The sequence below is a fragment of the Agromyces mediolanus genome, assembly GCF_023715325.1.
In the GTDB taxonomy this organism is placed as follows: Bacteria; Actinomycetota; Actinomycetes; order Actinomycetales; family Microbacteriaceae; genus Agromyces; species Agromyces mediolanus_A.
In genome coordinates, this window is record NZ_JAMBNX010000003.1 from 373,163 (window position 1) to 397,318 (window position 24,156).

The window sequence follows — 24,156 nt, forward strand, 5'->3', positions numbered from 1 at the left end:
GTTCGCCACCTGGCCGTTCACCCTTCGAGTTCGAAGTCCGCCCCGAGCAGCTCGAGCTTCCCGATGAAGTTCTCGTAGCCGCGGGCGATGATCCCGACGTTGGACACGGTCGAGCGTCCCTCGGCCGTGAGCGCCGCGATGAGGTGGCTGAATCCGCCGCGAAGGTCGGGCACCTCGATGTCGGCGCCGGTGAGCTTCGCCGGGCCGGAGATGACCGCGGAGTGCTTGAAGTTGCGCTGACCGAAGCGGCACGGCTTGCCGGTCAGGCACTCCTTGTGCACATCGATCTTCGCGCCCATCTCGACGAGCGCGTCGACGAAGCCGAAGCGCTGCTCGTAGACGGTCTCGTGCACGATCGACACGCCCTTGGCCTTGGTGAGGGCGATCACGAGCGGCTGCTGCCAGTCGGTCATGAAGCCGGGGTGCACGTCGGTCTCGATGATCGTCGAGCTCAGTTCGCCACCCGGGTGGAAGAAGCGGATGCCGTCTTCTGCGATCTCGAACGCGCCGCCGACCTTGCGGAAGACGTTCAGGAACGTGAGCATCTCCGCCTGGCGGGCTCCGCCGACGAAGATGTCGCCCTCGGTCGCGAGGGCCGCGGCGGCCCAGCTCGCGGCTTCGTTGCGGTCGAAGAGCGCGCGATGGCTGTACCCGGAGAGCCGGTCGACCCCCTCGATGCGGATCACCCGGTCGGTGTCGACCGTGATGATGGCGCCCATCTTCTGCAGGATGTTGATGAGATCCATGATCTCGGGCTCGATCGCCGCGCCGGTGAGCTCGGTGATGCCGTCGGCGAGGGTCGCCGTGAGCAGCACCTGCTCCGTCGCGCCGACGCTCGGATAGGGCAGCTCGACCTTCGCGCCCTTCAGCCCGTTCGGGGCGGACATGCGGATGCCGCTCGGCAGCTTCTCGACGATCGCGCCGAAGTTGCGCAGCACCTCGAGGTGGTAGTCGATCGGGCGGTCGCCGATGCGGCAACCGCCGAGGTCGGGGATGAACGCCTCGCCGAGGCGGTGCAGCAGCGGCCCGCAGAACAGGATCGGGATGCGGCTGGACCCGGCGTGGGCGTCGATGTCGGCCATGTGCGCCTGGGCGACCCCGGACGGGTCGAGCACGAGCGCGCCCGGCTCCTCGCCCTCGGTCACGGTGACGCCGTGCACCTCGAGCAGACCGCGGACGATGCGGACGTCGCTGATGTTCGGCACGTCTTTCAGCACGCTCGGCGTGTCACCGAGGATCGCCGCGACCATCGCCTTAGTGACGAGGTTCTTCGCGCCCTTCAGCTCGATGCGGCCGCGCAACGGCTTGCCGCCGTTGATGGTGATCTTGTCGACCTCGAGCCCCACCGCACTCCCATGCTGCTTCGCGTCATCAACGAGTGTGTTCACTCAGTTCCCTGCTTCCGCCGGCTCCCGGATCGGGAGCGTTGTTGGCCGCCACGCCGCTCGATGCTGTTCGAACTCGGCGATGGCCTCTTCTTCGCGCAGAGTGAGCCCGATGTCGTCGAGTCCCTCCAACAGCCTCCACCGAGTGTAGTCGTCGATCTCGAACGGCACCGTGAGCTCACCTGCGCTCACCGTACGCTCAACGAGATCCACCGTGACCGGCATTCCCGGAGCCGCCTCGACCACCTCCCAGATGCGCTCGATGTCCTCGTACGCGACGAGCGCGGCGAGCAGCCCCTGCTTGCCCGCGTTGCCGCGGAAGATGTCGCCGAAGCGGCTCGAGATGACCACCTGGAAGCCGAAGTCGCGGAGCGCCCAGACGGCGTGCTCACGGCTCGAGCCGGTGCCGAAGTCGGGGCCGGCGACGAGCACGCGAGCATCCTGGTAGGCGGGCTGGTTGAGGATGAAGTCGGGGTCCTGGCGCCAGCCGTGGAACAGGGCGTCGTCGAAGCCGGTCTTCGTGACCCGCTTGAGGAAGACGGCGGGGATGATCTGATCGGTGTCGACGTTCGAGCGACGCAGCGGGACGGCGACGCCGGTGACGGTGCTGATCTTCTCCATGATTACTTCGCCTCCGCCTCGGTCACGGCCTGTTCGAGATCCCACGGGCTCGAGAGCGTGCCGCGGATCGCGGTCGCCGCAGCCACGAGCGGGGACACCAGGTGGGTGCGGCCGCCCTTGCCCTGCCGGCCCTCGAAGTTGCGGTTCGAGGTGGACGCGCAGCGCTCGCCCGGCGCCAGCTGGTCGGGGTTCATCCCGAGGCACATCGAGCAGCCCGCGAAGCGCCACTCGGCGCCGAAGGCCTCGAAGACCTTGTCGAGCCCCTCGGCCTCGGCCTCGAGCCGCACCCGCGCGGAGCCCGGGACGACCATCACGCGGACGCCGTCGGCCTTCTGCTTGCCCGCGACGATCGACGCGAACGCGCGCAGGTCCTCGATGCGACTGTTCGTGCAGGAGCCCATGAAGACCGCGTCGACCTTGATCTCCTTCAGCGGCACGCCGGGACGGAGGTCCATGTACTCGAGCGCCCGCTCGGCGGCGGCGCGCTCGTGCTGGTCGTCGATGGCGGCCGGGTCGGGCACGGTCTCGGAGAGCGAGACGCCCTGCCCCGGGTTCGTGCCCCAGGTCACGAACGGCTCGAGCGCGTCGGCGTCGATGAAGACCTCGGCGTCGAACTCGGCGCCCTCGTCGGTCGGCAGCGTCTTCCAGTACTCGACGGCGGCGTCCCAATCGTCGCCCTCTGGCGCGTGCGCGCGGCCCTTCAGATAGGCGAAGGTGGTCTCGTCGGGCGCGACCATTCCGGCACGGGCGCCCGCCTCGATCGACATGTTGCAGATCGTCATCCGGCCGTCCATCGACAACGCACGGATGGCGCTGCCGCGGTACTCGAGCACGTAGCCCTGCCCGCCTCCGGTGCCGATCTTCGCGATCACGGCGAGGATGATGTCCTTCGCCGTCACCCCTGGGCGCAGCGTGCCCTCGACGGTGATCGCCATGGTCTTGAACGGCTTCAGCGGCAGCGTCTGGGTCGCGAGCACATGCTCGACCTCGCTCGTGCCGATGCCGAACGCCATCGCGCCGAACGCGCCGTGCGTCGAGGTGTGCGAGTCGCCGCAGACGACCGTGATGCCGGGCATCGTGAGGCCGAGCTGCGGGCCGACGACGTGGACGATGCCCTGCTCCTTGTCGCCGAGCGAGTGCAGGCGGATGCCGAATTCGGCGGCGTTGCGGCGCAGCGTCTCGATCTGCGTGCGGCTCGTGAGATCGGCGATGGGCTTGTCGATGTCGAGCGTCGGGGTGTTGTGGTCCTCGGTCGCGATGGTGAGGTCGGGGCGGCGCACGGGCCGGCCGGCCAGGCGCAGGCCGTCGAAGGCCTGCGGGCTCGTCACCTCGTGCACCAGGTGCAGGTCGATGTAGATGAGGTCGGGGGTGCCGTCCTCGCCCTGCTTGACGAGGTGGTCGTCCCACACCTTCTCGGCGAGGGTGCGGGGGCGTTCGCTTGACGCGGTCATGCGGTGGTCTTCCTTCGGTTCTGCTCTGAATCAGCCGTCGACGGACTCCGCGGCGGGGAAGGGCCTAGAACGAGGCCCCGCCGCGGCACCGAAGCAGAAGTCGCCGTGCACGCACCCTGACAGATTACACGCTCGGCGAGGGCAGCCTCGCCACGAGCAGTCGCAGCCGCCCCAGCACGAGCACCTCGCCATCGCCCACGAGGACGGACGCGCCGGGCGCGAGCTCCTCCGCCTCCGCACCGGCCCGCTCGATGCGGATCCCGTTCGTCGAATGCAGGTCGGTGACGACGAGCGCCTCTCCGGCCGGAACCACGAGGGCGTGCGTCTTCGACACCGTACGGCTCGGATCCTCGATCGGCACCGCCGCGCTCGCCCCTGCCGCGTCCTCGACGCGGGGCGCCCGGCCGAGCACCGAGGGGCCGGTCACGACCGCATCGGCCCCGCCCGCGGCGGCGAGCCGCCACCGGACCCGCTCCCCCGTGACCTCGAAGGCGGGGTCGAGCGGCACCGGCGCCTGCACGACCGGGCCCGCGGGGGACGGGAGGATCGGCGGCGGGCCGCTCCGGCCCGGGGCGAAGGAGGGCAACGTGCGCTCGACGGGCTTGGCGGCGCGCTCGGGCGCAGCCGGCGGTTCGCCGGGCACGAGTCCCGGCGGCGGCACGATGAAGTCGGACCCGTCCACGCCGCCAGCCTAGCGGCGGCGCCACAGCGTCTGCGAGTTGCACGACGATCCCCCGGGCCGCCCGCACCGCATCGGCGCGCCGCCCCCATCGTCGTGCACGCCGCAGGCGGCCCGCTCACGAGCGTGAGCGGCGGCGCCCCTGCTTCCGTCGGCGCGCGTAGCGGTACCGGCTCACGATCCGGCGGACCCGGCCGGCTGCGGCCGTCGCGGCGGCGGCCACGGCATCCGCCTCCGTCCAGCGCTGCGTCGCGACCGTCTCGTCGAGTTCCCGGCCCTCGAAGACGTCGCGATCGACCGCGGCGGCGAGCGTGGCGAGCCCCTCGGCCCCGGCGAGCCCCTGCTCGCCGGACTGACCGGCGAGCGCGAGCGCCGTCTGGCGGCGCGTGGCGCGCTCGGGCGGCTCGAGCCCGAGCTCCGCATAGCGGTCGACGAGTTCGTCCCAGGCGCCGGCCGAGCTGCGGTCGGGGCGTTCGCGGAGCCGCCGCGCCCGACGTCGCCGCTTCGCGAGCGCGACGAACAGCACGGGCAGGAAGACGATCGCGAGGGGGATGCCGACCGAGCCCGCGAGGACCCAGACCCAGCCGGGCACCTCGAAGGGGTGGTCTCGCTTCTCGTCCTCGGTGTCGTCGATCTCGACCGTCGTGAGCAGTTCGTCGTCGGTCGACTCGTTCCTCGGCGGCTGGCGCACCTGCGGCTGCGGCTCGCTCTTCGGCCGCGGCGTCTGCTCCTGCGGCACGTCGACCTGGTCGGGCGTGGGGCGGAAACTCACCCAGCCGACGCCTTCGAACGGCACCTCGACCCAGGCGGTGACATCTTCCCCGCGGATCTCGACCTCCTCCGCACCCTGCTCGACCTCGGGGGCGAAGCCCATCACCACGCGCGCCGGGTAGCCGAGCTGGCGCACCATGAGCGCCATCGCGGCGGCGTACTGCTCCTCGTCGCCCACCATCTGGGAGCGGGTGAACAGCTCGATGAGCCGATCGGCGCCGTGCCCGGCGCGTGAGGCCACGGAGTCGGAGGCGAGCCCGTGGCTCAAGAAGCCGTTGGTCTTCAGTCCCGTTTCGATCGCCCGGATGCGTCCGATCGCGCTCTCCTCGTCGCCCGCGTACTCCTCGGCCTTCGCGGCGACGACGTCCGGCAGCTGGTCCACGGGCGGCAGCTCGAGTCGGGCGACCGGGACATCGGCGAGGGCGTCGGGGTCGGGCTGCACCTGGATGCGGGCGTCGAGCGCGTAGCTCCCGCCCACCTGGAGCCCGCTCGTGAGCACGGCCGTGCCCGCATCGGCGTTGTACCTGAGGTCGCCCGCACGACCGGCGGTGCCGTCGTCGACCAGCTGGAGCCGCGTGCCGTAGCCGATCGTCGGCAGCCAGACGTCGCGGTAGGCGAGCGACTCGACCTCGAGGTGCCGCTCGCTGCCGAGCTCGGCGAGCGTCGGCTCGGGCAGCGTCTCGCCCACGATCGCGTAGCCGCCGTCGACCTTGGACTCCGGGCCGGCGACCGTGAACAGCCGACCGGTGTACGCGTCCATCGAGGCGAGTCGCAGCACGTCACCCGGCTGCATCCCCCGCACGCGGAGCACGGGCTCCTCGGCGAGGTCCTTCGTGTAGCTCCGGAAGCCGGCCAGCGGGCTCGAGAACTCGCGCGCGTCGAAGGGCGGCACGATCTCGTCGCGGAGCACGAAGCGCTCGGCGGCAGTCGGTGCGAACGCGAGGCCGGCCACGGTGCCGACGACGACCGCGCCGCCGACGACCGCGGCCGCGCCACCGGCGCGACGCAGCAGCGTGCGGCCGTCGGCCCCGCCCTGCTCGAGCCCGGAGCTGCGTCGCCACGCCAGCCACAGGAGCGCCAGCGCGCCGAACGCGACGCCCCGAACGGCGGCGAGGAACGCCTCGTCGGTACCGAGCAGGATGCCGGACACATAGAGCAGCACGGGACCGATGAGGAGCACCGCGGCGCGCAGCACGGTGCGACGCGCCGGCAGCCAGCGGAGCACGAGCAGTCCGCCGACGAGCGAGACGAGCCACGTCGCCACGTACGGCACGGCGGCGACGTAGTAGGGCGCCTCGACCGGGGCGGCGATCGTCACGAGATCCGCCCAGCCGTACACCGCGCCGATCGCGAGGCCCGCCAAGGAGTCGAGGCTCGGCAGGATCACCGCGATCCCCTGTGCGGGCATCGCGAACGGCGTCCCGAGCAGGAAGTAGGCTGCGAGGGCCAGGAGCACGGTGTTCAGCACGCCGAGGCGCAGCAGCGACCCGAGCAGCGCCGCGCCCGTGCCGACGATGAGGCCGCCGACGGCGGCGAGGAGGAAGTCCATGCCGCCGAAGCTCGTCTCGTAACCGGCGACGGCGAGCAGGCACAGCGCGGCCAGCACCCCGAGGTCGACGAGCTGCGTGGTGGTGACCGTGCCGCGAAGGCGTGGCGCGGTCGCCGGTGCGAGGGTCGGGCGGGTCGCGGTCATGGCCTGACCCTCCGCATCACCGCGGCGAGCTCGCCGAGCTCACCGATCGTGGCGACGGTGCTCCGGCCCACCTTCGCGATCCGCGACTCGGCGCCGCGCTGCACGCGGACCGCGACGAGCGGGGTCTCGGGCGGCAGCACGGTCTGCACCGCGCGCACCTCGCTGAGCGGCTGGGCGCCGCCGGTGACGAGCACCACGACGCTCGCCGCGGGCGCGAGCCGGATCCGGTCCCGCACGAGTTCGCGCAGCGCGCCGGCGGCCGGCCCGCCGCGACGGGCGTACGGCTCGATGCGGCAGCTGTCGTCGAGGAGGCTCGTCGTGCTCGTCGTGCGCAGCCGCATCCGTTCGGTGGCGCAGACGGTCTTCGTGGCGTCGCGGATCAGCTGCACGCCGATCGACGCGAACACCGAGACGCCGAGCTCGAACTCGGCTTCGTCGTCGTAGTGCGACTCCTCGGTCGACTGGAGGAGCACCAGTTCGGAGCGCCGAGTCTCCTCGTACTGGCGCACCATCAGGCGGCCGGTGCGCGCCGAGCTCCGCCAGTGCACGTTGCGCAGCGGGTCGCCGGGCTCGTAGGCGCGGAGCGCGTGGAAGGAGAGGTCGTGATCGGTGATGACCTTCGTGACCTCGCCTTCGAGGTCGCGGACGAGGCCGGCCGCGGACGGGCGGAGCCGGGCGGTCACCGGGTGCACGAAGAGCTCGACGGGATCGTTCCAGCGCACCGTCCTCCGAAGCAGTCCGAGTTCGTCGCCGCGGACCGAGATCGCCGGTCCGGCGACGATCACCGCACGGCGATTGGTCGGCACCGCGAAGAGCTCCTCGTGCTCCGCCCGCGGCTCCAGCGTCGGAATCCGGAAGACGGCCGATCCCGCTCCGACCGGCAGCTCGATGCGCGAGGAGACCGAGTTCGAGCCGCCGTCGTTCACGACGGTCAGCCGGCCGAGCGCACGCTCCCCGGCGACCACCCGACGCGGCTCCAGCTCGACGCCGACGCGGTAGCGCAGTCGACCGAACACGAACGGCACCGCGATGAGGAGCGCCCCCGCGAGCGTGGCGGCGAGGAACGCGAACTCCACCCAGTCGAGAACCACCGCGATCAGCGTCGCGACGAGCGCCGCGACCAGCACGAGCCATCCCGTGGTCGAGACCAGACTCGTGACCGGCCGGACGAAGGCCGCGACGGCCCGCCGGGCTCGCCCGAGCCGTTCGCCGAACGAACCGGCTGTACGCGCGACGGAGCGCCCGACGGCCTGGAAGGCCAGCCGGGACTGCGAAGGCTGCGGCGTGGTGCCGGCGTCGCCCGTCATGCCGCCCGGTAGGCGGGCGGGGCCACGTCGGCCAGAGCCCGGGCCACGATATCGGTCGCCGTGACTCCGGTGAACTCCGCCTCCGGGTCGACGATGATGCGGTGCGAGAGCACTGGGACGGCGAGCTCGCGGAGGTCGTCGGGGGTCACGTACCCGCGCCCCTGGGCGATCGCCCAGGTCTTCGCGGCGCGGGCGAGCGCGAGGGCCCCGCGCATGCTGACACCGAGTGCGGCGTCGGGGTGCTCCCGCGTCGCCGTGACGATCTCGTTCAGGTAGGAGACGACCGACTCGTCGACGTAGACCTCGGCGGCGAGCGCCGACATCGCCGAGATCGAGCTCGCGGCGATGATCGGGGTGATCCCGTCGGCGCGCGCCCGGTTCGCCGAGTCGAGCAGCACCGCGACGGCGGCCGCGTGGTCGGGGTAGCCGAGCGACGTCTTGATCAGGAAGCGGTCGAGCTGGGCCTCGGGCAGCGCGTAGGTGCCGGCCTGCTCGACGGGGTTCTGGGTGGCGATGACCATGAAGGGGCGCTCGACCTCGTAGCCGACGCCGTCGACGGTCACCCGGCCCTCTTCCATCACCTCGAGCAGCGCCGACTGGGTCTTCGGGCTGGCGCGGTTGATCTCGTCGGCGAGGACGACCGAGGCGAAGATCGGTCCCCGGTGGAACTCGAAGCGACCCTTCGTCTGATCGAAGATCGTGACGCCGGTGACGTCGGAGGGCAGCAGGTCGGGCGTGAACTGGATGCGCGAGTTCGTGCCGTCGAGGGTGTTCGCGAGTGCCTTCGCCAGCACGGTCTTGCCCGTTCCGGGCACGTCCTCGAGCAGGACGTGCCCCTCGGAGAGCATCGCCGTCAACACGAGCGCGATGATCTCGCGCTTGCCGAGGATGGCCCGGTCGATGTTCTCGACGAGCCGCCCGAAGGCGTCGCGGAACCACTCCGCCTGCTCCTGCGTCACTGCCATGTCGTTCGTTCCTCCACGGTGGAAATCATCAGAGTGCGCCCCAGTTCGCGACGCTGCTGTAGAAGGTGCCGCCCGGCCCCTGGAAGCGGATGCGGACGCCCGGGAACTCGGCCGGGTTCGCCTCGCCCAGGAAGCTGAGCGTCTGGAAGGTGCCGCCGCTGCCCAGGTTGATCCGCTGCGACGTCATCGAGGTCCAGCCGGCGCTCGTGCTCCAGTGCTGGTACTCGACGGTCACGGTGTAGGAGCCGGGGGTGAAGTCCGAGTACCTGGCCGCGACGTAGCGGCAGCAGCCGCTGTCGCCGCCCTTGTAGACCGACGCGCTCGGCGAGGGCGGGGGCGGGTTGTTGACGGTGACGCGATCGGACGCGCCCGGTCCTGCGTTGTTGCCGCCGTTGATCGCGCGCACCTCCACGGTGTGCGTGCCGGCGCCCTGGTTCGGGAAGCTGGCTGCACGAGCCGGCACGTCCTGCCAGCCACCGCCGTCGAAGCGGACCTGATACCGCAGCTGGCCGCCGCCGTCCTGTGTGGGGGCGTTCCAGCTCGCCCGCACCGTCGTCGGTGCGTTGCCGTCGGCGCTCACCCGCACATCGGTCGGCGCGCTCGGCGTACCCCAGGGCGTCACCGACGCGGAGAGAGTGGAGTACGTGCCGTCGCCCATCTTGTTGCTCGCCCGCACCTGGAAGGTGTACGCCTGGCCGTTCGTGAGGCCGCCGATCACCTGATTCTTGCCCGCCGCGTCCGCGCCGAACGGCCGGGCCGAGCCGGCACCGGCCACGTCGTAGCCGGTGATCGCGGCGTTGTTGTTCGCCGGCGCGCTCCACTTGATCGTCGCCTGGCCGTCGCCGCTCGCGACGACCGTGGGCGCGCCCGGTGCGTCCGGCGCATCGCGGACGACGACGGTCACCTGGCCCTGCGCCTGGCGGGTCGGGTCCTTGGTGCCGTCCTCGATGCGGTAGTTCACCGTCACCGTTCCGGTGAACGCCGAGCCCGTCCGGATCGTCACGTCCTCCGGGGTGAAGCTCGCCGTCGCGTTCGCGCCGACGCTCACCACCTCCGCGGCCACCACCCGCAGCGGCACGCCGTCCTGCGCGAAGGGGTTGAAGTCGTTCTCGAGCACCGGGACCGTCACCGAGCCCCCGCGCTTCACCTCCAGCTCACCGGTGTTCGGGTCGGCGACCGCTCGCGGCTTCGCCCGCGTCGACGACACCACCTTCACGTCGACGTACCCGGGAACGGTGAACTCGTTGAAGCGGAGCTGGAAAGAGAGGCGAGCGGACGCCCCGGGCTGCACACCGAGGGGCGCCTGCATCCGCAGGATCGAGCCGTCGACGATCTCCGCCTGGATCTCCTCGCTCTGCCCGCTGAGGCCGGTGTAGCTCACCTTCGCGATGTTGTCCGGGTTCGGCTGATCGGTCATCTCGCGCAGGTCGACCTCGAGCGGAGCCTCGCCGGCCTCGATGGTCTCACCGCGCGGGGTGAACGTCGGCGCGACGTCGTTGAAGCCGGGGTCGCCGACCGTGATCGGGAAGCTCAGGATGGCCCGACGGCCGACCGGGTCGTCGGCGCCCTTGCCGTCGGTCACCTCGAAGGTCACCGTCGCGGGGCCGCGGTAGTCCCGCTCCGGCTCGAACCGCAGCTCGGTGCCGCTCACCATCGGCGAGCCGGCCGAGTTCGTCGCCGACGCCGACAGGATCGTGGCGGGCTGGCCAGAGGGCACCTCGACGAGCTCGCCGACGCCCCACTCGATGCTGCCGTTCATCGGCACGACGATCTCGCCGAGGTTCTTCAGGTACGGCGCCGGGAACTTCGCGCGCTCCTCGGCCGCGATCTCCTCCGGCGTCTTCGGGCGCTGGGTCTCCTCCGGCACGGCGTCGCCGTCCGGCATGGGTGGCACGATCACGAACGCCATCGCGGACAGCTCGTCGAGCTCGTTCGTGAGCCGGAACGCCACCGCGTAGCGTTCCTGGGCCGGCCGCACGGAGATGGTGCCGTCGGCTGCGACCTCGGCGCGGCCGGCGTTCGGCCCCTCGACGGTGACGACGAGGTCTTCGACGAGCCCGCCCGGGTTCGTCGCGTCCTTCAGCGGGTCGACGACCGCGTCCTCGCCGGCGACGAGCCGTTCGGGCTCGAGCACCTGGTCCTCGGCCGTCGGCGGGTCGATCACGGCGTCCTCGCTCACCGCGAGCTGCAGGAACGCGGTGTCGGTTCCGCCGTGCCCGTTCGAGATCGCGTAGCGGATCGTGTAGGCCCCCTCGCCCTCCGGCGCGGTCACGATGACCCGGCGGCGGTCCCGGATCTCGGCCTCGATGCCCTCGTCGACCTCGGGGAGGTCCGCGACGTGCAGACTGTAGCCATTCGGGTCGGAGTCGTTCAGCAGCACGTCGACGCCGACGGTGCGACCCGGCTTCATCTCGATCGCGTCGTCGACCGCGGTCGGCGGCGCCTGCACCTCGGCGCGCGGGATGACGCCGATCCGGATGGTGCCGACGGCCTCCTCGCCCTGCGTGTCACGCAGCACGTAGCGGAACTCGTCGGTGCCACTGCCTCCGGCGAACGCCTCGTACGTGAACGAGGTGCTCGTGCGCTCGAGGATCCGGCCGAGGGCCGGCGCCTGATCGATGCCGGTGAGCACGACCGAGTCGCCGTCGGGGTCGATGCCGTCGAGCGGGACGTCGATGGTCACCGCCGAGCCGGCGAAGGTGCGCGAGGTGAGCGGGGTGGGCAGCGGTGCCCGGTTCTCGGCGTCCCGCCCGATGACCGTGAAGGTGACCGTGGCACGTGCGAGCTGCTCGAAGTCGTCGAGCACCGTGTAGACGACGGTGTGCACGCCCGCCTGGTCGGGTGCCTGGAACCGCACCGACTCGCCATCGGTGAACGCGAGCGCGCCGGGCGCTCCGCTGAGATCGAGCTCGGGGTCGAGCCACATCGTCGCCGCGTCGGGGTGGTAGTCGTTCGCGAGCACCGGCACGGTGACGATGTCCCCGGCGCGCACGATGGCGGAATCGTCGAGCGCGACGGGGGGCTGGTGCTTCACGAGCGGCGGAACAGGGACGACGGTCACGGTCGAGGTCGCGGTGTTCACGCCGTCGGAGACCGTGTACGAGAACTGCAGCTGCCGGTCGAGCGCCTCGGAGGCGCTCACGCGGGCGACGGTGTTCGTGAGGAGCTCGACCGAGACGAGGCCGTCCGTGGCGGTGTCGTCGATCGACTGCACCGCGAGCACGCGACCGGAGGGGGACACGTCGTTCGCGAGGACCGAGACGGAGGTCGGCTCGCCGGGCCGGAGGTAGGCGGTGTCCTTCACGGCGATGGGCGCGGGCGGGTCGGCCGGCGGTTCGACGACCTGCACCCGGATGAGCCCGACGCTCACATTGGCCCCGGCACCGAGGTCGTACAGGAAGATGTACTCCCCCGCGGTGTTGCTCGAGAAGGCGATCGTGCCGCGCTCGGGGTTCGGCGTCGTCGTGGCGCCCTCGGGCGGCTCGGGCACGCCGAGGAGCTCCACCGGTGCGCCGGAGGGCGAGAGGTCGTTCAGGAGCGGCTCGATGAGCACGTTCTCGCCGACGAAGACCTGAGCGAAGTCGGGCGTGCCGATCGGGTTCAGCGAGCCGGCGGGCTTCACGTCGACGGTGAGCGTCCCGGTCGCCGAGTTCTGGCCGTCGGAGACCGTGTAGACGACCTCCTTCAGGCCGAGCTCCGCCGACTTGTGCTCGAAGGTGACGAAGCCGTCGGGGCTCGCACGCACCAGGTCACCGCTCGTCGGCGAGGCATCGACGAGGAAGAGGTCGTCGCCGTCGGGGTCGCTCCAGTCGGCGAGCAGGTTGTAGGAGATCTGCTGGCCCTGCTCGACGCTCGTCGCCCCGTTGCGCATCGGCTTCGGCGCGGCATTCTCGCTCTCGGGCACGACTCGGAGGTTCACGCTCGCCTCGGCGACTCCGCCGCGCCCGTCGTCGGCGGTGTACCGGAAGCTGACGGTGCCGGCGGCACCGTCAGCCGGGGTGAACTGGAGGGCGCGGCCGCCGTCGATGACGTCGAGGCGTCCGGCCGCTTCGGCGATCTCGCTCGTCCGGACGATGGTGAGCACGTCGCCATCGGGGTCGGTGTCGTTCGCCAGCACGTCGACGATCGTGGTCCGCCCCGGGCGCACGCCGAAGTCGTCGTCGCGTGCGACCGGCGGGCGGTTCTGCTCGGTGCGCTCGGCAAGCGTGTCCTCGAAGGTCTGCTGGGCGCTCTTCTCGTCGCCCTCGAGTTCGTCGGTCTCCTCCGGGGGCGTGACCTCTTCCCAGTTGTCGACAAGGCGGAGCTCGGAGTCGAGGAGCCAGGCGTCCCCGTTCGCGAGGTTGTTCAGCACCACGACGTCGCGGTTCACCCGGAACTCGAGCCGACCGCCAGCGGTCGACTGCTCGAGGTCGACGCCGCGCGGCTCCTCGCCGTCGCAGACCGCGAGGTAGCGGCCGGCCTCGGCCCAGGCGCCGTGCACGCAGGCTCCGACCCGCACCGGTGCGGCGACGCTCGACCGCTTCTCGGTGCTCGCGGCGCCCTCCCGCTGCACCTCGCGGACCTCGCCACCGCCGAGCGGTGCGAACAGGAGCGCATCAGCGGTCGCCACGACGGCTTCGGATGCCTCGGGGCCCGACTGCTGCAAGCGCAGGGCGCCGCCCGGCAGTTCGATCCGCCGCTCGTCGACGAGGAGTTCGTCGGCCTCGAGGTCGAGGACGACGGCCCGCTCGCCCACCGCGGCGAGCTCGTGCTCGCCGAAGGCGCCGATCGAACGGACCACGGGTGCCTCGGCGCCTCGTTCGAGGCTCAGCAGTTCACCGGGCTTGGGGTCGCTCGCGAAGACGGTGCCCCGTTCACTGACCGCGACCGCAGCACCCGAGCCGAGCTTCGCGACGGGCTCGGTGCCGCGCCAGTCGAACGAGAGCGACCCGGCGGCCGGCACGGTCCACAGTTCGCCCTTCGGCGACAGTACGGCGATCACGTCGCCGCCGTAGGCCACCCTGGAGGCGGGCGGCACGTCGATGCGTTCGACGAGCGTCGTGAAGGCGGCGTCGACCCGTTCGATCGAGCCGACCGACGGGTCGTACGCGAAGGCGTCCTGCCCGTGCTGGAAGACATCGGTCTCGCTCGCGGCGGTCGCGACCGCCGCGTCGAGCTCGTCGATCTGCCGGTTGAGCCGGCCGAGCTGCAGTTCTTCGGCGTTCGTGACCCAGACCTCGCGCACGCGGAGGTCGGGGTCGGTCACCGGGAACCCCTGGTGCAGCACCGCGAAGCCGATCGGGACACCGGCCAGCACCGCGAGCGCGGTGACCGAGGCGATGGTGCGTCGGCGGGCACCGAAGAACCCCATGGCGCTCCCCCCTCGGTGCCGTCGTCGGGTCGTCGTCGAAACGGCCCGGTCGCCTCAGGTGGAGCGTGCCGGGCCGGGCATCAACCTAACATGCGGAGGGGCGCCCCCCAAACGGGGAGGACTCCCCATGGCGGGGCATCCGCCGGCCGGTCAGGCCTCCGCCGCGCGCGCTTCGTCGGACTCTTCACGCGCCCGATCCAGCAGCGGGAGCTCGTCCGCGCTCACGAGACGTGTCGCCACCGCGTACTCCACGAGCCTGGCCCGACGGTTCGTCGCGAGCTTGCCGCGGCCGCCTCGCAACCCCTCGACCCCGATCTTGTCGAGCTTCTCGCAGACGTTGTCGAGCTTCCGGTTGAACGTCGTCATGCTCCACCCGAGGCGCTCGGCGGCCTCCGCGGAGCTCGGCACCGTGGCCCGGCCCGCCGGCTGCACGAGCACCTGCTCCGCGAGGGCGAGCACGAGCAGCCGCTGGCTCGGCGTGAGCGACACCGGCATGATCGTCGTGCCGGCCGTCGACGTCTCGGCGGTCAGCGAGGTGTTGTAGAAGTCGTCCTCGGCGTGCACGGTGAAGTCGTACGCGGTGGATCCGGCACTGAACATCACGTGCATCGTCTGGAACACGATCGGCAGTCGTGCGCCCGGCGCGAGCCACGCTTGCACACTGCCGGTCGCGTCCGACACCGTCGCGGAGAGCAGCTGACCGACGTTGTCCAGCCACCACAAGCCGTACTCGGCCCTGAGCGTCAGAAAGACGCGGTGCAGGTACGGGTTCTCGTCGATCACCAGCTCGGCCTCGCGACCGATGCCGAACGGCACGCCCTCCTCGACGGTGTACCACTCCCCGCAGAACTCGATCCGCAACGGCCTCATTCTGTGCACCCCCGCACGCTCTCGCTCGTCTTGCTCCCCCGCTGCACCTGCACGTCGATGCAGATCCGCTGGCCGGGCGCGACCGGCGCCACCACGATCTCCGGTCCGTCCGCGACCTCCGTCGAGCCGGACCCGTCCGCCAGCCTCCACCGGTAGCGGTCGCCGTCCGCGGCGTCGTCGTGCGACACGGCGAAGACGACTTCGGTGCCGTCCGCCGAGGCGACGCCGTCGGCGACCACGGGCGACGGCACCTGCGCACCGGCGATCGCGTCCTCGCCGTCGACCGCGGCCGGAGGACTCGCCTCGGGCGGACCGGCGAGCTGGCCGGAGAGGGCGACGGCGATGCCGACCGCGGCGACCACGACCAGTGTGGCGGCGATGCCGATCACGAGGCCGAGGCGCGAGCGTCGGCGCTGCGCTGCGGGCTGCGTCGTCCCCGCCGCGGCGTCGGCCGCCGGCGTCGCGAACGTTCCGTGCGCTGCGCTCGACGGCGGTGGGGCGGTCGGCCGCTGCGCCTGACGGGGTCGCACGAGCGTCTGCTCCTCGGCGGGCGGCTCCGGCGCGGCCGTCGCCGGCGCCAGTGCCGGCGCCGGCGCCGTCGGAAGCTGCGCGGGCACGGTCACGGGACCGCGCGCGCGAGTCGCGTCCGCGTCGGGGGCGGCGGGCTGCGCCTGGATGGAGGCGACTCGCGCGCGAGTGGCGTCGGCGCCGTCCTCTGCGGGGGCCGCATCGGCGCTCTGCTCGGCGAGCAGCTGCGTCGGCACCTCGATCGCGGTCGCGGCGTAGCCGAGCTCGAGCTCGATCCGCTGCAGCGCCCGCGCGAACTCGACGGCACTCGCGTAGCGCTGCTCGCGGCGCACCGCCATGCCCCTCCGGAGCACGGACTGGAGGCTCTGCGGCACGTCGTCACGATCGATGGGGGTGATCGCGCCGCGTTCGATCCGGCCGATCAGGTCGAGCGACCCGTTCGGTCGGCCCGGGAGTTCGAACGGCGAGCGTCCGGCGAGCAGCGTGTGCACGGTCGCGGCCAGCGCATACACGTCGCTCCGGGTGTCGGGGCGCGGATCGTCGTCGAACAGCTCCGGCGGCGACCACGGAACGCTCAGGCCGATGGCCGATTGCGCGCCGCCGGTCGACCCGGTCTCCGCGCCGCCGCCGAGGAACGTCATCGTATGCACCGGCAGTTCGCCCTCGAGCGTCGACGAGATACCGAAGTCGGTGAGCGCCGGCCAGCCGTAGTCGTTCGTGAGCACGTTGGCGGGTTTGATGTCCCGGTGCAGGATTCCGGCCGCATGCGCCGTCGCGACCGCACTGGCGAGCCGGATGCCGGTGCGCAGCGCGGCGTCGACCTGGAACGGCTGGCGCTTCAGCTGCGCGGCGAGGCTCGGTCCCGAGCAGTACTCCATGACGAAGTACGGGCGGCCGTCGGCCGCGACGTCGGCGTGGAAGATCGTGACGATGTAGGGGTGCGCCGAGAGCTGGGCCATCAGGTTCGCCTCGGCGACGAACTGCGCCCGGGTGTCGCGGGACAGTTCGTCGGCGATGAGCACCTTCACGGCCACGCGCCGCCGAGGCAGCCGCTGCTCGTACAGGAACACGTCGGCGAATCCGCCGGAGCCGAGCAGGTCGACGTACTGATAGCCGGGCAGTTCCGGCGGGGTACTGGGCTGGCGACGCATCAGTCGGCCACCACGCGCATCGTGCAGCCGCCGCCGAGGTCGATGAGCGTGCCCGCGAGCACCGGGGTCGCCTCGCCGGCGCGGAGCTTCACGGGCGCCCGGTCGGGTTGGACGACCGTCGTGCCGTTGCGGGACTGCAGGTCGGTGACCACCACGGTGCCGCCCTCGACCGCGAGGCGCAGGTGGGAGCGCGAGATGTCCGGGTCGCCCACGCCGATCTGCACGAGCTTCGGCAACGAGGTCCCGCTCGACCGGCCAGCGCTCGGCGAACGACCGAGCACGATCTCGCCCGTGAGCACTTCCTCGCGTCCGTCGTCGAGCACGAGCCGCAGCCGGGGCGCCTCCGGCTCGGGGCTCGGTGGCGCGGCGCCGTCGGCGGCGAGCGGGCCGGTGACCCGCTCGCGGCGGAGCCGCTGCAGTTTGGTCACCGCGACCGTGAGTCCGTCGTGGTCGCCGGTCACGGGGGCGGCCGTCGGTTCGCTCGCGGCGGCGGCGGCCGCGATGCCGTTCCCGGCCCCCGTTCCGATGACGATGGTCTCGTCGTCGGCCGGCACGAGCGTGTGCTCCGGGGCGACCGGCTCGGGCTCGAGCTCGAGCTCGAGCTCCGGCTCCGGGCCGGGCTCCGGCTCCACGTCCCGCACGACGCGGGGTTCGGGCTCGGCCTCGGGCTCGGCCTCCGGCCGGGGCTCCGCGTCCCGCGCGACGCTGGATCGGGGCTCCGCCCCGGGCTCCGCGTCCTGCGCGTCGAGCTCGCCGCGACTCACCGCGTGCGCGGGCACCACGCCCTCGACCATCGGCAGCGGGCCCACTCCGGCGCCCTTGCGGGCGAACGGGGCGAGCACCTCGAACACCGCGTCAGTCTCCAGGGCGCGTTCGTGCCAGGTCGACACCCCGGCGGCGGTCACGGTGTCGCCCGCCGTGCGCACCCGGAAGCCGCCGCGGACGACCACGCGCAGGCTTCCCGGCACGGCGACGACGAGGGCGAAGTCCGGGAGCGCGACGATGCCGTCCCGGGCGAGCTCGCCGAGCACGGCCTCGACCGGATCGGCGGCGCCCAGCGCCTCCCAGAGTCCCGGGTGCGCGGTCCAGGCCGGCACCGGCACGAGGAGCACGGCCTCGCCCCGCACGATGGCGAGCGTCTTCGTCGCCGCATCCGGCGTGTAACGGATCATGCGGCGTCGCCCTCCCTGGGCACGGTGTCTTCGGGAACCGGGGCCCGGTCCCGCGTCGTCTCCTCGTCGACCTCGTGCGAGCCGCTCTGCGCCTCGACCACGACGACGGTGACATTGTCGCGTCCGCCACGGGCGAGCGCTTCATCGACGAGTTCGCCGGCGAGCCCGTGGGCGTGCCCGCCGCCCGTCGCGAGCACCTCGCCGATGGCGTGGTCGTCGAGCTCCTTCGTCAGGCCGTCGGAGCAGATGAGGAAGACTTGCCGGCCCTCGCTCGGGAGCAGCCACACGTCCGGCTCGACGATCTCCTCAGCACCGAGCGCGCGCGTGATGACGTTCCGCTCGGGGTGCCGTTCCGCCTCCGACTGCCGGATGACGCCCGCGTCCACGAGTTCCTGCACGGCCGAGTGGTCCACGCTGACCTGCCGGAGCCGCCGCCCGTCCCAGTTGTAGACGCGTGAGTCGCCGACGTTGAACACCATCCAGCGCAAGCCTTCCCCCGGGCCCGCGTCGACAAGGGCGATGCCGGCGAGGGTGGTGCCGGCGACCGCGGTGCCGAGCTCGCCGTGGTCGCTCAGGGCACGGACGGCCTCGTTCGAGGAGTGGATCGCGTCGAGGATCTGTTCGGGCGTGGATGCGCGTCCGAACTCGAGGTGCCGGCGGAAGGTCTCGAGCACCGCGCGACTGGCAGCGTCGCCCTTCGCGTGCCCGCCCATGCCGTCCGCGACGAGGTACACGGGGGCATCGGCGAGGTAGGCGTCCTCGTTCACCTGACGCACCCGGCCGACATCGCTCGACGCGCTGTGGGCGATCACCGCCCCGCCGTGCGGCAGTGCTGTGCGCCCCTCGTCGTCGATCGCCACGCTCGCCTCCCCTTGGCCGGCTCGGTCACGCCGGTCGCGCGCGAGCCGGAGACCACGCTACCAAGAGGAACGGGCCGGGCCGCGCGGCCCGGCCCGTTCGGCTCGGTCGAAGCTGACGGCGGACTGTCAGTCCTCCGTGAAGTGCGGCACTTCCTCCATCAGCGTGTGGCCGCGGCGGCGAGCATCGATCCGCGCCTTCACCAGGCTCGCGACCGTGGCGACGAGCATGGCGGCAAGGATCACGCCGAGCGAGGTCCACGTCGAGATCTCCGGCGCCCACTCGATCGGGTGGCCGCCGTTGATGAACGGCAGCTCGTTCACGTGCATGGCGTGCAGCACGAGCTTCACGCCGATGAACGCGAGGATGAACGCGATGCCGTACTTCAGGTACTCGAGGCGCTCGAGCAGGCCGCCGAGCAGGAAGTAGAGCTGGCGCAGCCCCATCAGCGCGAACACGTTCGCCGTGAAGACGATGAACGGGCTCTGGGTGATGCCGAAGATCGCGGGGATGGAGTCGAGCGCGAACAGCAGGTCGGTCGTGCCGATCGCGACGAACACGATCAGCATCGGGGTGAAGAAGCGCTGGCCGTCGATCGTGGTGCGGAGCTTCACGCCGTCGTAGTCGTCGGAGAGGCGCACCCGGCGGCGGAGGCTGCGGATGAGGAAGGAGTCCTTCTGATCCTCGTCGTCGTGCCCGCCACGGATCTGCCCGATCGCCGTCCAGACGAGCCAGGCGCCGAAGAGGTAGAAGATCCAGCTGAAGTTCTCGATGAGCGAGGCGCCGAGCAGGATGAAGATGCCGCGCAGCACGAGGGCGAGGATGATGCCCACCATCAGCACCTCCTGCTGCAGCTTCCGCGGCACCTGGAACTTCGCCATGATGATGACGAAGACGAACAGGTTGTCGATCGACAGGCTGTACTCCGTCAGCCAGCCGGCGAGGAACTGCCCGCCGTGCTCGGCGTCGCCGAGCATGAACATGAGCCCGGCGAAGATCAGCGCCAGCACGACGTAGAAGACGACCCAGAGCGTCGATTCCTTGAACGAGGGCACGTGCGGTCGCTTCACGACCAGCAGCAGGTCGGCGACGAGGATGAGGGTCAGAACCACGAGGGATCCGACTTCGAACCAGATGGGGAGCTCGAGCACAGGCGGCCTTTCGGGGAGTGGAGGGTACGGCGGAACCCGAAAGTCTCTCCTCCGCGCTCTCGCACTGCCACGCCCGGAACGTCTTCATCGGCGTTCGTATTGACGATCGTGGCTCACGGCGTTCGCACGCCGCGGGATACTCCCCTTCGCTCCGGGAAGTCTAGCGGACCCGCGGCCAGAGACTCGTACCCCCGGAATTCGAGGTGACCGATCTTCCTGAAGGAGCTCTGGCACCTCGTCGAGGGCGTCTTCAACTTCGAGCACGCACTCACCGAGGCCCAGATCATGCTCGTCGTGCTGGGGCTCATCGACGTCGTGATGATCGCGAACCTGCTGATCATGGTCATCATCGGCGGCTACGAGACGTTCGCGAACGTGCTGAAGGTGAAGCTCGCGATGGCGATCATCGGCATCTCGTCGATCCATCTCCTGAAGACCTTCATCGGCGTCGGCGCCATCACCGAGCGTGGCGCCGTCGAGAACGGCGAGGAGTACACCTCCACGGGCGTGATGTGGCAGGTCACCATCCACTGCGTGTTCATCCTCTCGGCGCTCGCACTGGCCTGGATCGACCGGATGTCCTATCACCGCGGACACCCCGGCGAGACCCACGACGGCGTCCCGGTGCCCGTCGTCGGCGCGGAGCAGCTCGCACCGGCCCCGGCCCGCTCGGCGGCGTCGGATCACGAGCAGGTCCCGGCCCGCAGCTGACGCCTCGGCGACGACCGACGGATGCCCCGGAGCGATCGATGCGCCGGGGCATCCGTCGTATCCGGAGGCGGCGACCGCGCACCCCCTGGAAACGACGAAAGCCCCCGCGTTCGCGAGGGCTTTCTGCCGTGTTGCCAGTGGTGACCCCAGCGGGATTTGAACCCGCGCTACCGCCGTGAGAGGGCGGCGTCCTAGGCCGCTAAACGATGGGGCCGTGTCTTCGGAATCTCGTTCCGTTTTTGGCAACTCGAAGAGTATGGCACACGTTCGGAGCACATTCCAAATCGAGCGGGACGCTCGACCGGGACGGTTTCCGAGCACACCACCGGGGGCCTCGCCGGCCCCTCGTTCCGCGTGCTTGCGCACCGGCGGTGCGGGGTGTTTGCTCGGAACATGCGCCTCACGAAGCTCGAGCACGCCGCACTGATCCTGGAGGAATCCGGCGTCCGGCTCTTCATCGATCCGGGCAAGTTCACGACGCCGATCACCGACGCGGAGGGCACGCTCGCGGTCGTCATCACGCACGAACACGACGATCATTGGACACCGGCCCAGCTCGACCGCATCCTCGAGCAGAGCCCCGATGCCCGGCTCTTCGGACCGGCGGGAGTCGCGGCGGCGGCGGGCGACTATCCGGTCGAAACCGTGAGCGCCGGCGAGGAGCGCGAGCTCGGTCCCTTCCGGCTTCGCTTCTTCGGCGGCCGCCACGCGGTGATCCACCCCTCGATCCCCGTCATCGACAACGTCGGGGTCCTCGTGAACGAAGCCCTGTACTACGGCGGCGACTCGTTCGCCGGCCCCGAGGGGGCCGCCGTGGAGGTGCTCGCCGCGCCCGCGGCGGCGCCGTGGATGAAGCTCAGCGAGTCGATGGACTACGTGGAGCGCGTCGCGCCGAAGCGGGCGTTCCCGACGCACGAGATGCTGCTCTCCCGCGCCGGCAAGGACCTCTCGAACGCCCGACTGGCCTGGGCGACCGAGCGCGGCGGCGGCGAGTACCTCGCGCTCGAACCGGGCGACACGCTCGAGTTCTGAGCCGTGCCGCCGGTGAAGCCCTAGCGGCCGGTGCCGGAGTCCGGCGCGGTCCCGGTCTCGCCTGCACGCGGCCTGACCGCCCCCGGACCGGCCATCGTGAACTCTCCCCCGCCGTACTTCGCGGCCGCCACCGACATGACCCGCGGCCACATCCGGTGTCTCGCCTCGGCAGCCCGGCCGCTGTCGAAGTAGATCCCGCGCTGGTTCGCGTCGCCGTTCACGCTCACGACGGCGGCCGCGGTGGCGACCCTCGTGCTGGCCCCGACCATCCAGGTGTCCTTGTTGCCGTCGGTGGTGCCCGTCTTGCCGATGAGCGGCACGTGCGGCTCCACCGCCGCATTCGAGGCGTACGCCGTTCCGCTCGTCATCACCCGGCTCATCGCGTAGTGCATCGCTGCGGCGACCTCGGGCGCGACCGAGGCCCGGCAACTCGACTTCGGCACCGGCAGCTCCTCGCCGTTCCGGTCGACGATCCGGTCGATGGCGATCGGCGAACAGGTGACGCCGTCGTTGGCGATGCCCGCGTAGGCCACGGCCATCGTGAGCGGCGCGATCTCGTTCGTGCCCAGGATCGTCGAGGGGAACTGCTGGAGCGGGCCCCCGTCCGCGCGGTGCACGCCGAACGCCTCGGCGGTCTTCCGGATGCCGCAGAGATCGAGTTTCTTGGCCATTCCCACGAAGCCGGTGTTGATCGACCCGATCGTCGACTCGAGCGCCGTATAGGCGGCACCGGACTCGTTCGCGTCGTTCTTCGGGGCCCAGCCCTCCTCGCCGTACCCGCCGACGCAGCTGTCCTGGAAGGAGCCCCAGTTGGACTTCGGCCGGGAGTCGACGCGCTCACTGAGTGCGTGGCCCTCGTTCAACCACTGGGCGAGCGTGAAGACCTTGTACGAGGATCCCGGCTGGAAGCCGCTCGATCCGCCCTGCTCGTAGTCGGTGTTGTAGTTGATGCTCGTGTACTGCGGCCCCTGTGCGAGCACCGTCGGGTCCTGGCTGTAGATCTTGTTCTGCGCCATCGCGAGCACCCGCCCGGTGCCCACCTCGACGCTCGAGATCACGCCGCCGAGATCCCAGCCGGGGTAGGTCTGCGGGACGTTCTCCTCGATCGCGGCGACCGCGGCGGCCTGCAGATCGGGGTCGAGTGTGGTGTACACCTGGTATCCGCCGCGGCGGAAGTTCGCGAGCCGCTCCTCGCCGTCCTCACCGAAGGTGGGGTCGGTCTGCAGGATCGTCTTCACGTAGTCGCAGAAGTACGCGCTCGCGCCCGCGGTCTGGCACCCCGTGCTCGGCTCCACGATGTTCGGCGTCACCGGCGTCGCGATGGCCTCGTCGTACTCCGCCTGAGTGACCTTCTTCAGCTTCAGCATCTCGCGGAGGATGTAGTTGCGGCGGTCGGTATTGGTGCGGTACTCGTTCGCGACGCCGTTGCGCTCGTCGTCGGGCCGGTCGATGCGGAACTTCTCGGGGTTGTTCACGATCGCGACGAGCGAGGCGGCCTGCGCGAGGGTGAGCCCGGCGGCGGTTGTGCCGTAGTAGTAGTTGGCGGCGGCTTCGATGCCGTACACGGTGCCGCCGAAGCCGGCGATGTTCAGGTAGGCGAGCAGGATCTGGTCCTTCGAGTACCGCTTCTCCACTCCGATCGCGAAACGGGCCTCCTGCAGCTTGCGGTCGAGGCTCGTCTCGGTGACCTTCTCGTAGCAGCTCTCCTTCGCCGCTGCCACGAGCTCGCTGCGCTCCTCGGGGGTGAGCTCGCGGCCCTCGGCCGTCGCCTGCTCCTCGGCCTCCGCGGTGGCGGCGTCGCCGGACTCGGTCTCGCACTTCTGGACGCGGACGTTCTTCACGTACTGCTGGGCGATCGAGGACCCGCCCTGCGTGTTGCCGCCGCTGACCGTCTTCACCGCGGCGCGGAGCGTGCCCTGCACATCCACGCCACCGTGATCGTAGAACCGCGGGTCCTCGCCCGCGACGGTGGCATCCTTCACGAACTGGCTGACCTGGTCCCACCCGACCTCGACCCGGTTCTGCTCGTAGAAGGAGGCCATGAGCGTCGGCACCCCCTCGTTCGTGACCGCGTAGATGTTGCTCTTCTCCGACGGCTCGTCGATCTCCAGGTAGCCCGGCAGGTTCTCGAACAACCCGATCGACTGAGTGGCGCCGACCCCGACGAGCCCGATGGCCGGCGTGATCCCCGCGACGACGAGCGCGGCCGCGGCCGCAGAGGCGCAGATCAGGCCGAGGAACCCGCCGAGGACACCGAGCGGCGTGCGCCGATCGACGAAGTCACGATTGCGGAGATTCCGATCCATCCGAGCCTGTCCCCCCGATACTGCTGAGCGATGCGCTCGCGGTCCCCCGGACGAGGGGCCCTCCGTCAATGGAAGCGCAGGGGCTCCGCCATGTCCAGCCTCACCCCGATCGCGGCGTGTCCCTGAGCTTCGCTCGGCCTCCGGCCGCGGCGGGC

At 71.2% G+C, this 24,156-nt stretch carries 16 protein-coding genes and 1 tRNA gene; 2 read left to right on the forward strand and 15 right to left on the reverse strand.

Going from position 1 to position 24,156, the window contains the following annotated elements:
* Positions 1-17: 17 nt before the first annotated feature.
* The 13 genes from murA to M3147_RS08060 all read right to left on the reverse strand — a co-directional run bounded on the left by murA (position 18) and on the right by M3147_RS08060 (position 19,952).
* Entirely contained in the window at positions 18-1,388 is a 1,371-nt protein-coding gene (gene murA, locus M3147_RS08000) for a UDP-N-acetylglucosamine 1-carboxyvinyltransferase (protein ID WP_251202923.1), read from the reverse strand.
* Positions 1,389-2,006 (reverse strand): 3-isopropylmalate dehydratase small subunit, encoded by a 618-nt coding sequence (gene leuD, locus M3147_RS08005; RefSeq protein ID WP_251202924.1) that lies wholly within the window; start codon positions 2,004-2,006, stop codon positions 1,389-1,391.
* Positions 2,007-2,008: 2 nt separating this feature from the next.
* Positions 2,009-3,457 carry a 3-isopropylmalate dehydratase large subunit gene (gene leuC / locus M3147_RS08010; protein ID WP_251202925.1) on the reverse strand — a complete coding sequence of 483 codons (1,449 nt, stop codon included), beginning with the start codon at positions 3,455-3,457 and terminating at the stop codon, positions 2,009-2,011.
* 124 nt (positions 3,458-3,581) lie between these two features.
* Positions 3,582-4,139: an FHA domain-containing protein gene (locus M3147_RS08015; RefSeq protein ID WP_251202926.1), complete on the reverse strand. Its 558-nt coding sequence runs from the start codon at positions 4,137-4,139 to the stop codon at positions 3,582-3,584.
* 115 nt (positions 4,140-4,254) lie between these two features.
* Positions 4,255-6,600 (reverse strand): transglutaminase domain-containing protein, encoded by a 2,346-nt coding sequence (locus M3147_RS08020; RefSeq protein WP_251202927.1) that lies wholly within the window; start codon positions 6,598-6,600, stop codon positions 4,255-4,257.
* On the reverse strand, positions 6,597-7,907 hold the full coding sequence (locus M3147_RS08025; protein WP_251202928.1) for a DUF58 domain-containing protein: 1,311 nt from the start codon (positions 7,905-7,907) through the stop codon (positions 6,597-6,599). Before M3147_RS08025 ends, M3147_RS08020 begins: the two co-directional genes overlap by 4 nt.
* Complete coding sequence (locus M3147_RS08030) at positions 7,904-8,872, reverse strand: AAA family ATPase (RefSeq protein WP_251202929.1); 969 nt, start codon at positions 8,870-8,872, stop codon at positions 7,904-7,906. Before M3147_RS08030 ends, M3147_RS08025 begins: the two co-directional genes overlap by 4 nt.
* A 28-nt stretch (positions 8,873-8,900) precedes the next feature.
* Positions 8,901-14,222: an Ig-like domain-containing protein gene (locus tag M3147_RS08035; RefSeq protein WP_251202930.1), complete on the reverse strand. Its 5,322-nt coding sequence runs from the start codon at positions 14,220-14,222 to the stop codon at positions 8,901-8,903.
* A gap of 150 nt (positions 14,223-14,372) precedes the next feature.
* A complete protein-coding gene (locus M3147_RS08040; RefSeq protein ID WP_251202972.1) occupies positions 14,373-15,092 on the reverse strand; it encodes a hypothetical protein in 720 nt (239 codons plus the stop codon).
* A complete protein-coding gene (locus M3147_RS08045) occupies positions 15,089-16,771 on the reverse strand; it encodes a serine/threonine-protein kinase (protein WP_251202931.1) in 1,683 nt (560 codons plus the stop codon). Before M3147_RS08045 ends, M3147_RS08040 begins: the two co-directional genes overlap by 4 nt.
* Positions 16,771-17,943 (reverse strand): FHA domain-containing protein, encoded by a 1,173-nt coding sequence (locus tag M3147_RS08050; protein WP_251202932.1) that lies wholly within the window; start codon positions 17,941-17,943, stop codon positions 16,771-16,773. The genes M3147_RS08045 and M3147_RS08050 overlap by 1 nt, the downstream gene beginning before the upstream one ends.
* A complete protein-coding gene (locus M3147_RS08055; protein WP_251202933.1) occupies positions 17,940-18,803 on the reverse strand; it encodes a PP2C family protein-serine/threonine phosphatase in 864 nt (287 codons plus the stop codon). The genes M3147_RS08050 and M3147_RS08055 overlap by 4 nt, the downstream gene beginning before the upstream one ends.
* A gap of 126 nt (positions 18,804-18,929) precedes the next feature.
* Complete coding sequence (locus M3147_RS08060; protein ID WP_251202934.1) at positions 18,930-19,952, reverse strand: TerC/Alx family metal homeostasis membrane protein; 1,023 nt, start codon at positions 19,950-19,952, stop codon at positions 18,930-18,932.
* Between the two features lie 216 nt (positions 19,953-20,168).
* Here M3147_RS08060 and M3147_RS08065 point away from each other — a divergent pair, with 216 nt between their 5' ends.
* Positions 20,169-20,663, forward strand: coding sequence for a YqhA family protein (locus M3147_RS08065; protein WP_251202973.1), 495 nt, complete (start codon positions 20,169-20,171; stop codon positions 20,661-20,663).
* A gap of 138 nt (positions 20,664-20,801) precedes the next feature.
* Here M3147_RS08065 and M3147_RS08070 read toward each other — a convergent pair.
* Positions 20,802-20,877 (reverse strand) — tRNA-Glu (locus M3147_RS08070).
* Between the two features lie 179 nt (positions 20,878-21,056).
* Here M3147_RS08070 and M3147_RS08075 point away from each other — a divergent pair.
* Entirely contained in the window at positions 21,057-21,695 is a 639-nt protein-coding gene (locus M3147_RS08075) for an MBL fold metallo-hydrolase (protein ID WP_251202935.1), read from the forward strand.
* A 20-nt stretch (positions 21,696-21,715) separates the two neighbouring features.
* Here M3147_RS08075 and M3147_RS08080 read toward each other — a convergent pair whose 3' ends face one another.
* On the reverse strand, positions 21,716-24,001 hold the full coding sequence (locus M3147_RS08080; protein WP_251202936.1) for a transglycosylase domain-containing protein: 2,286 nt from the start codon (positions 23,999-24,001) through the stop codon (positions 21,716-21,718).
* Positions 24,002-24,156 lie beyond the last annotated feature (155 nt).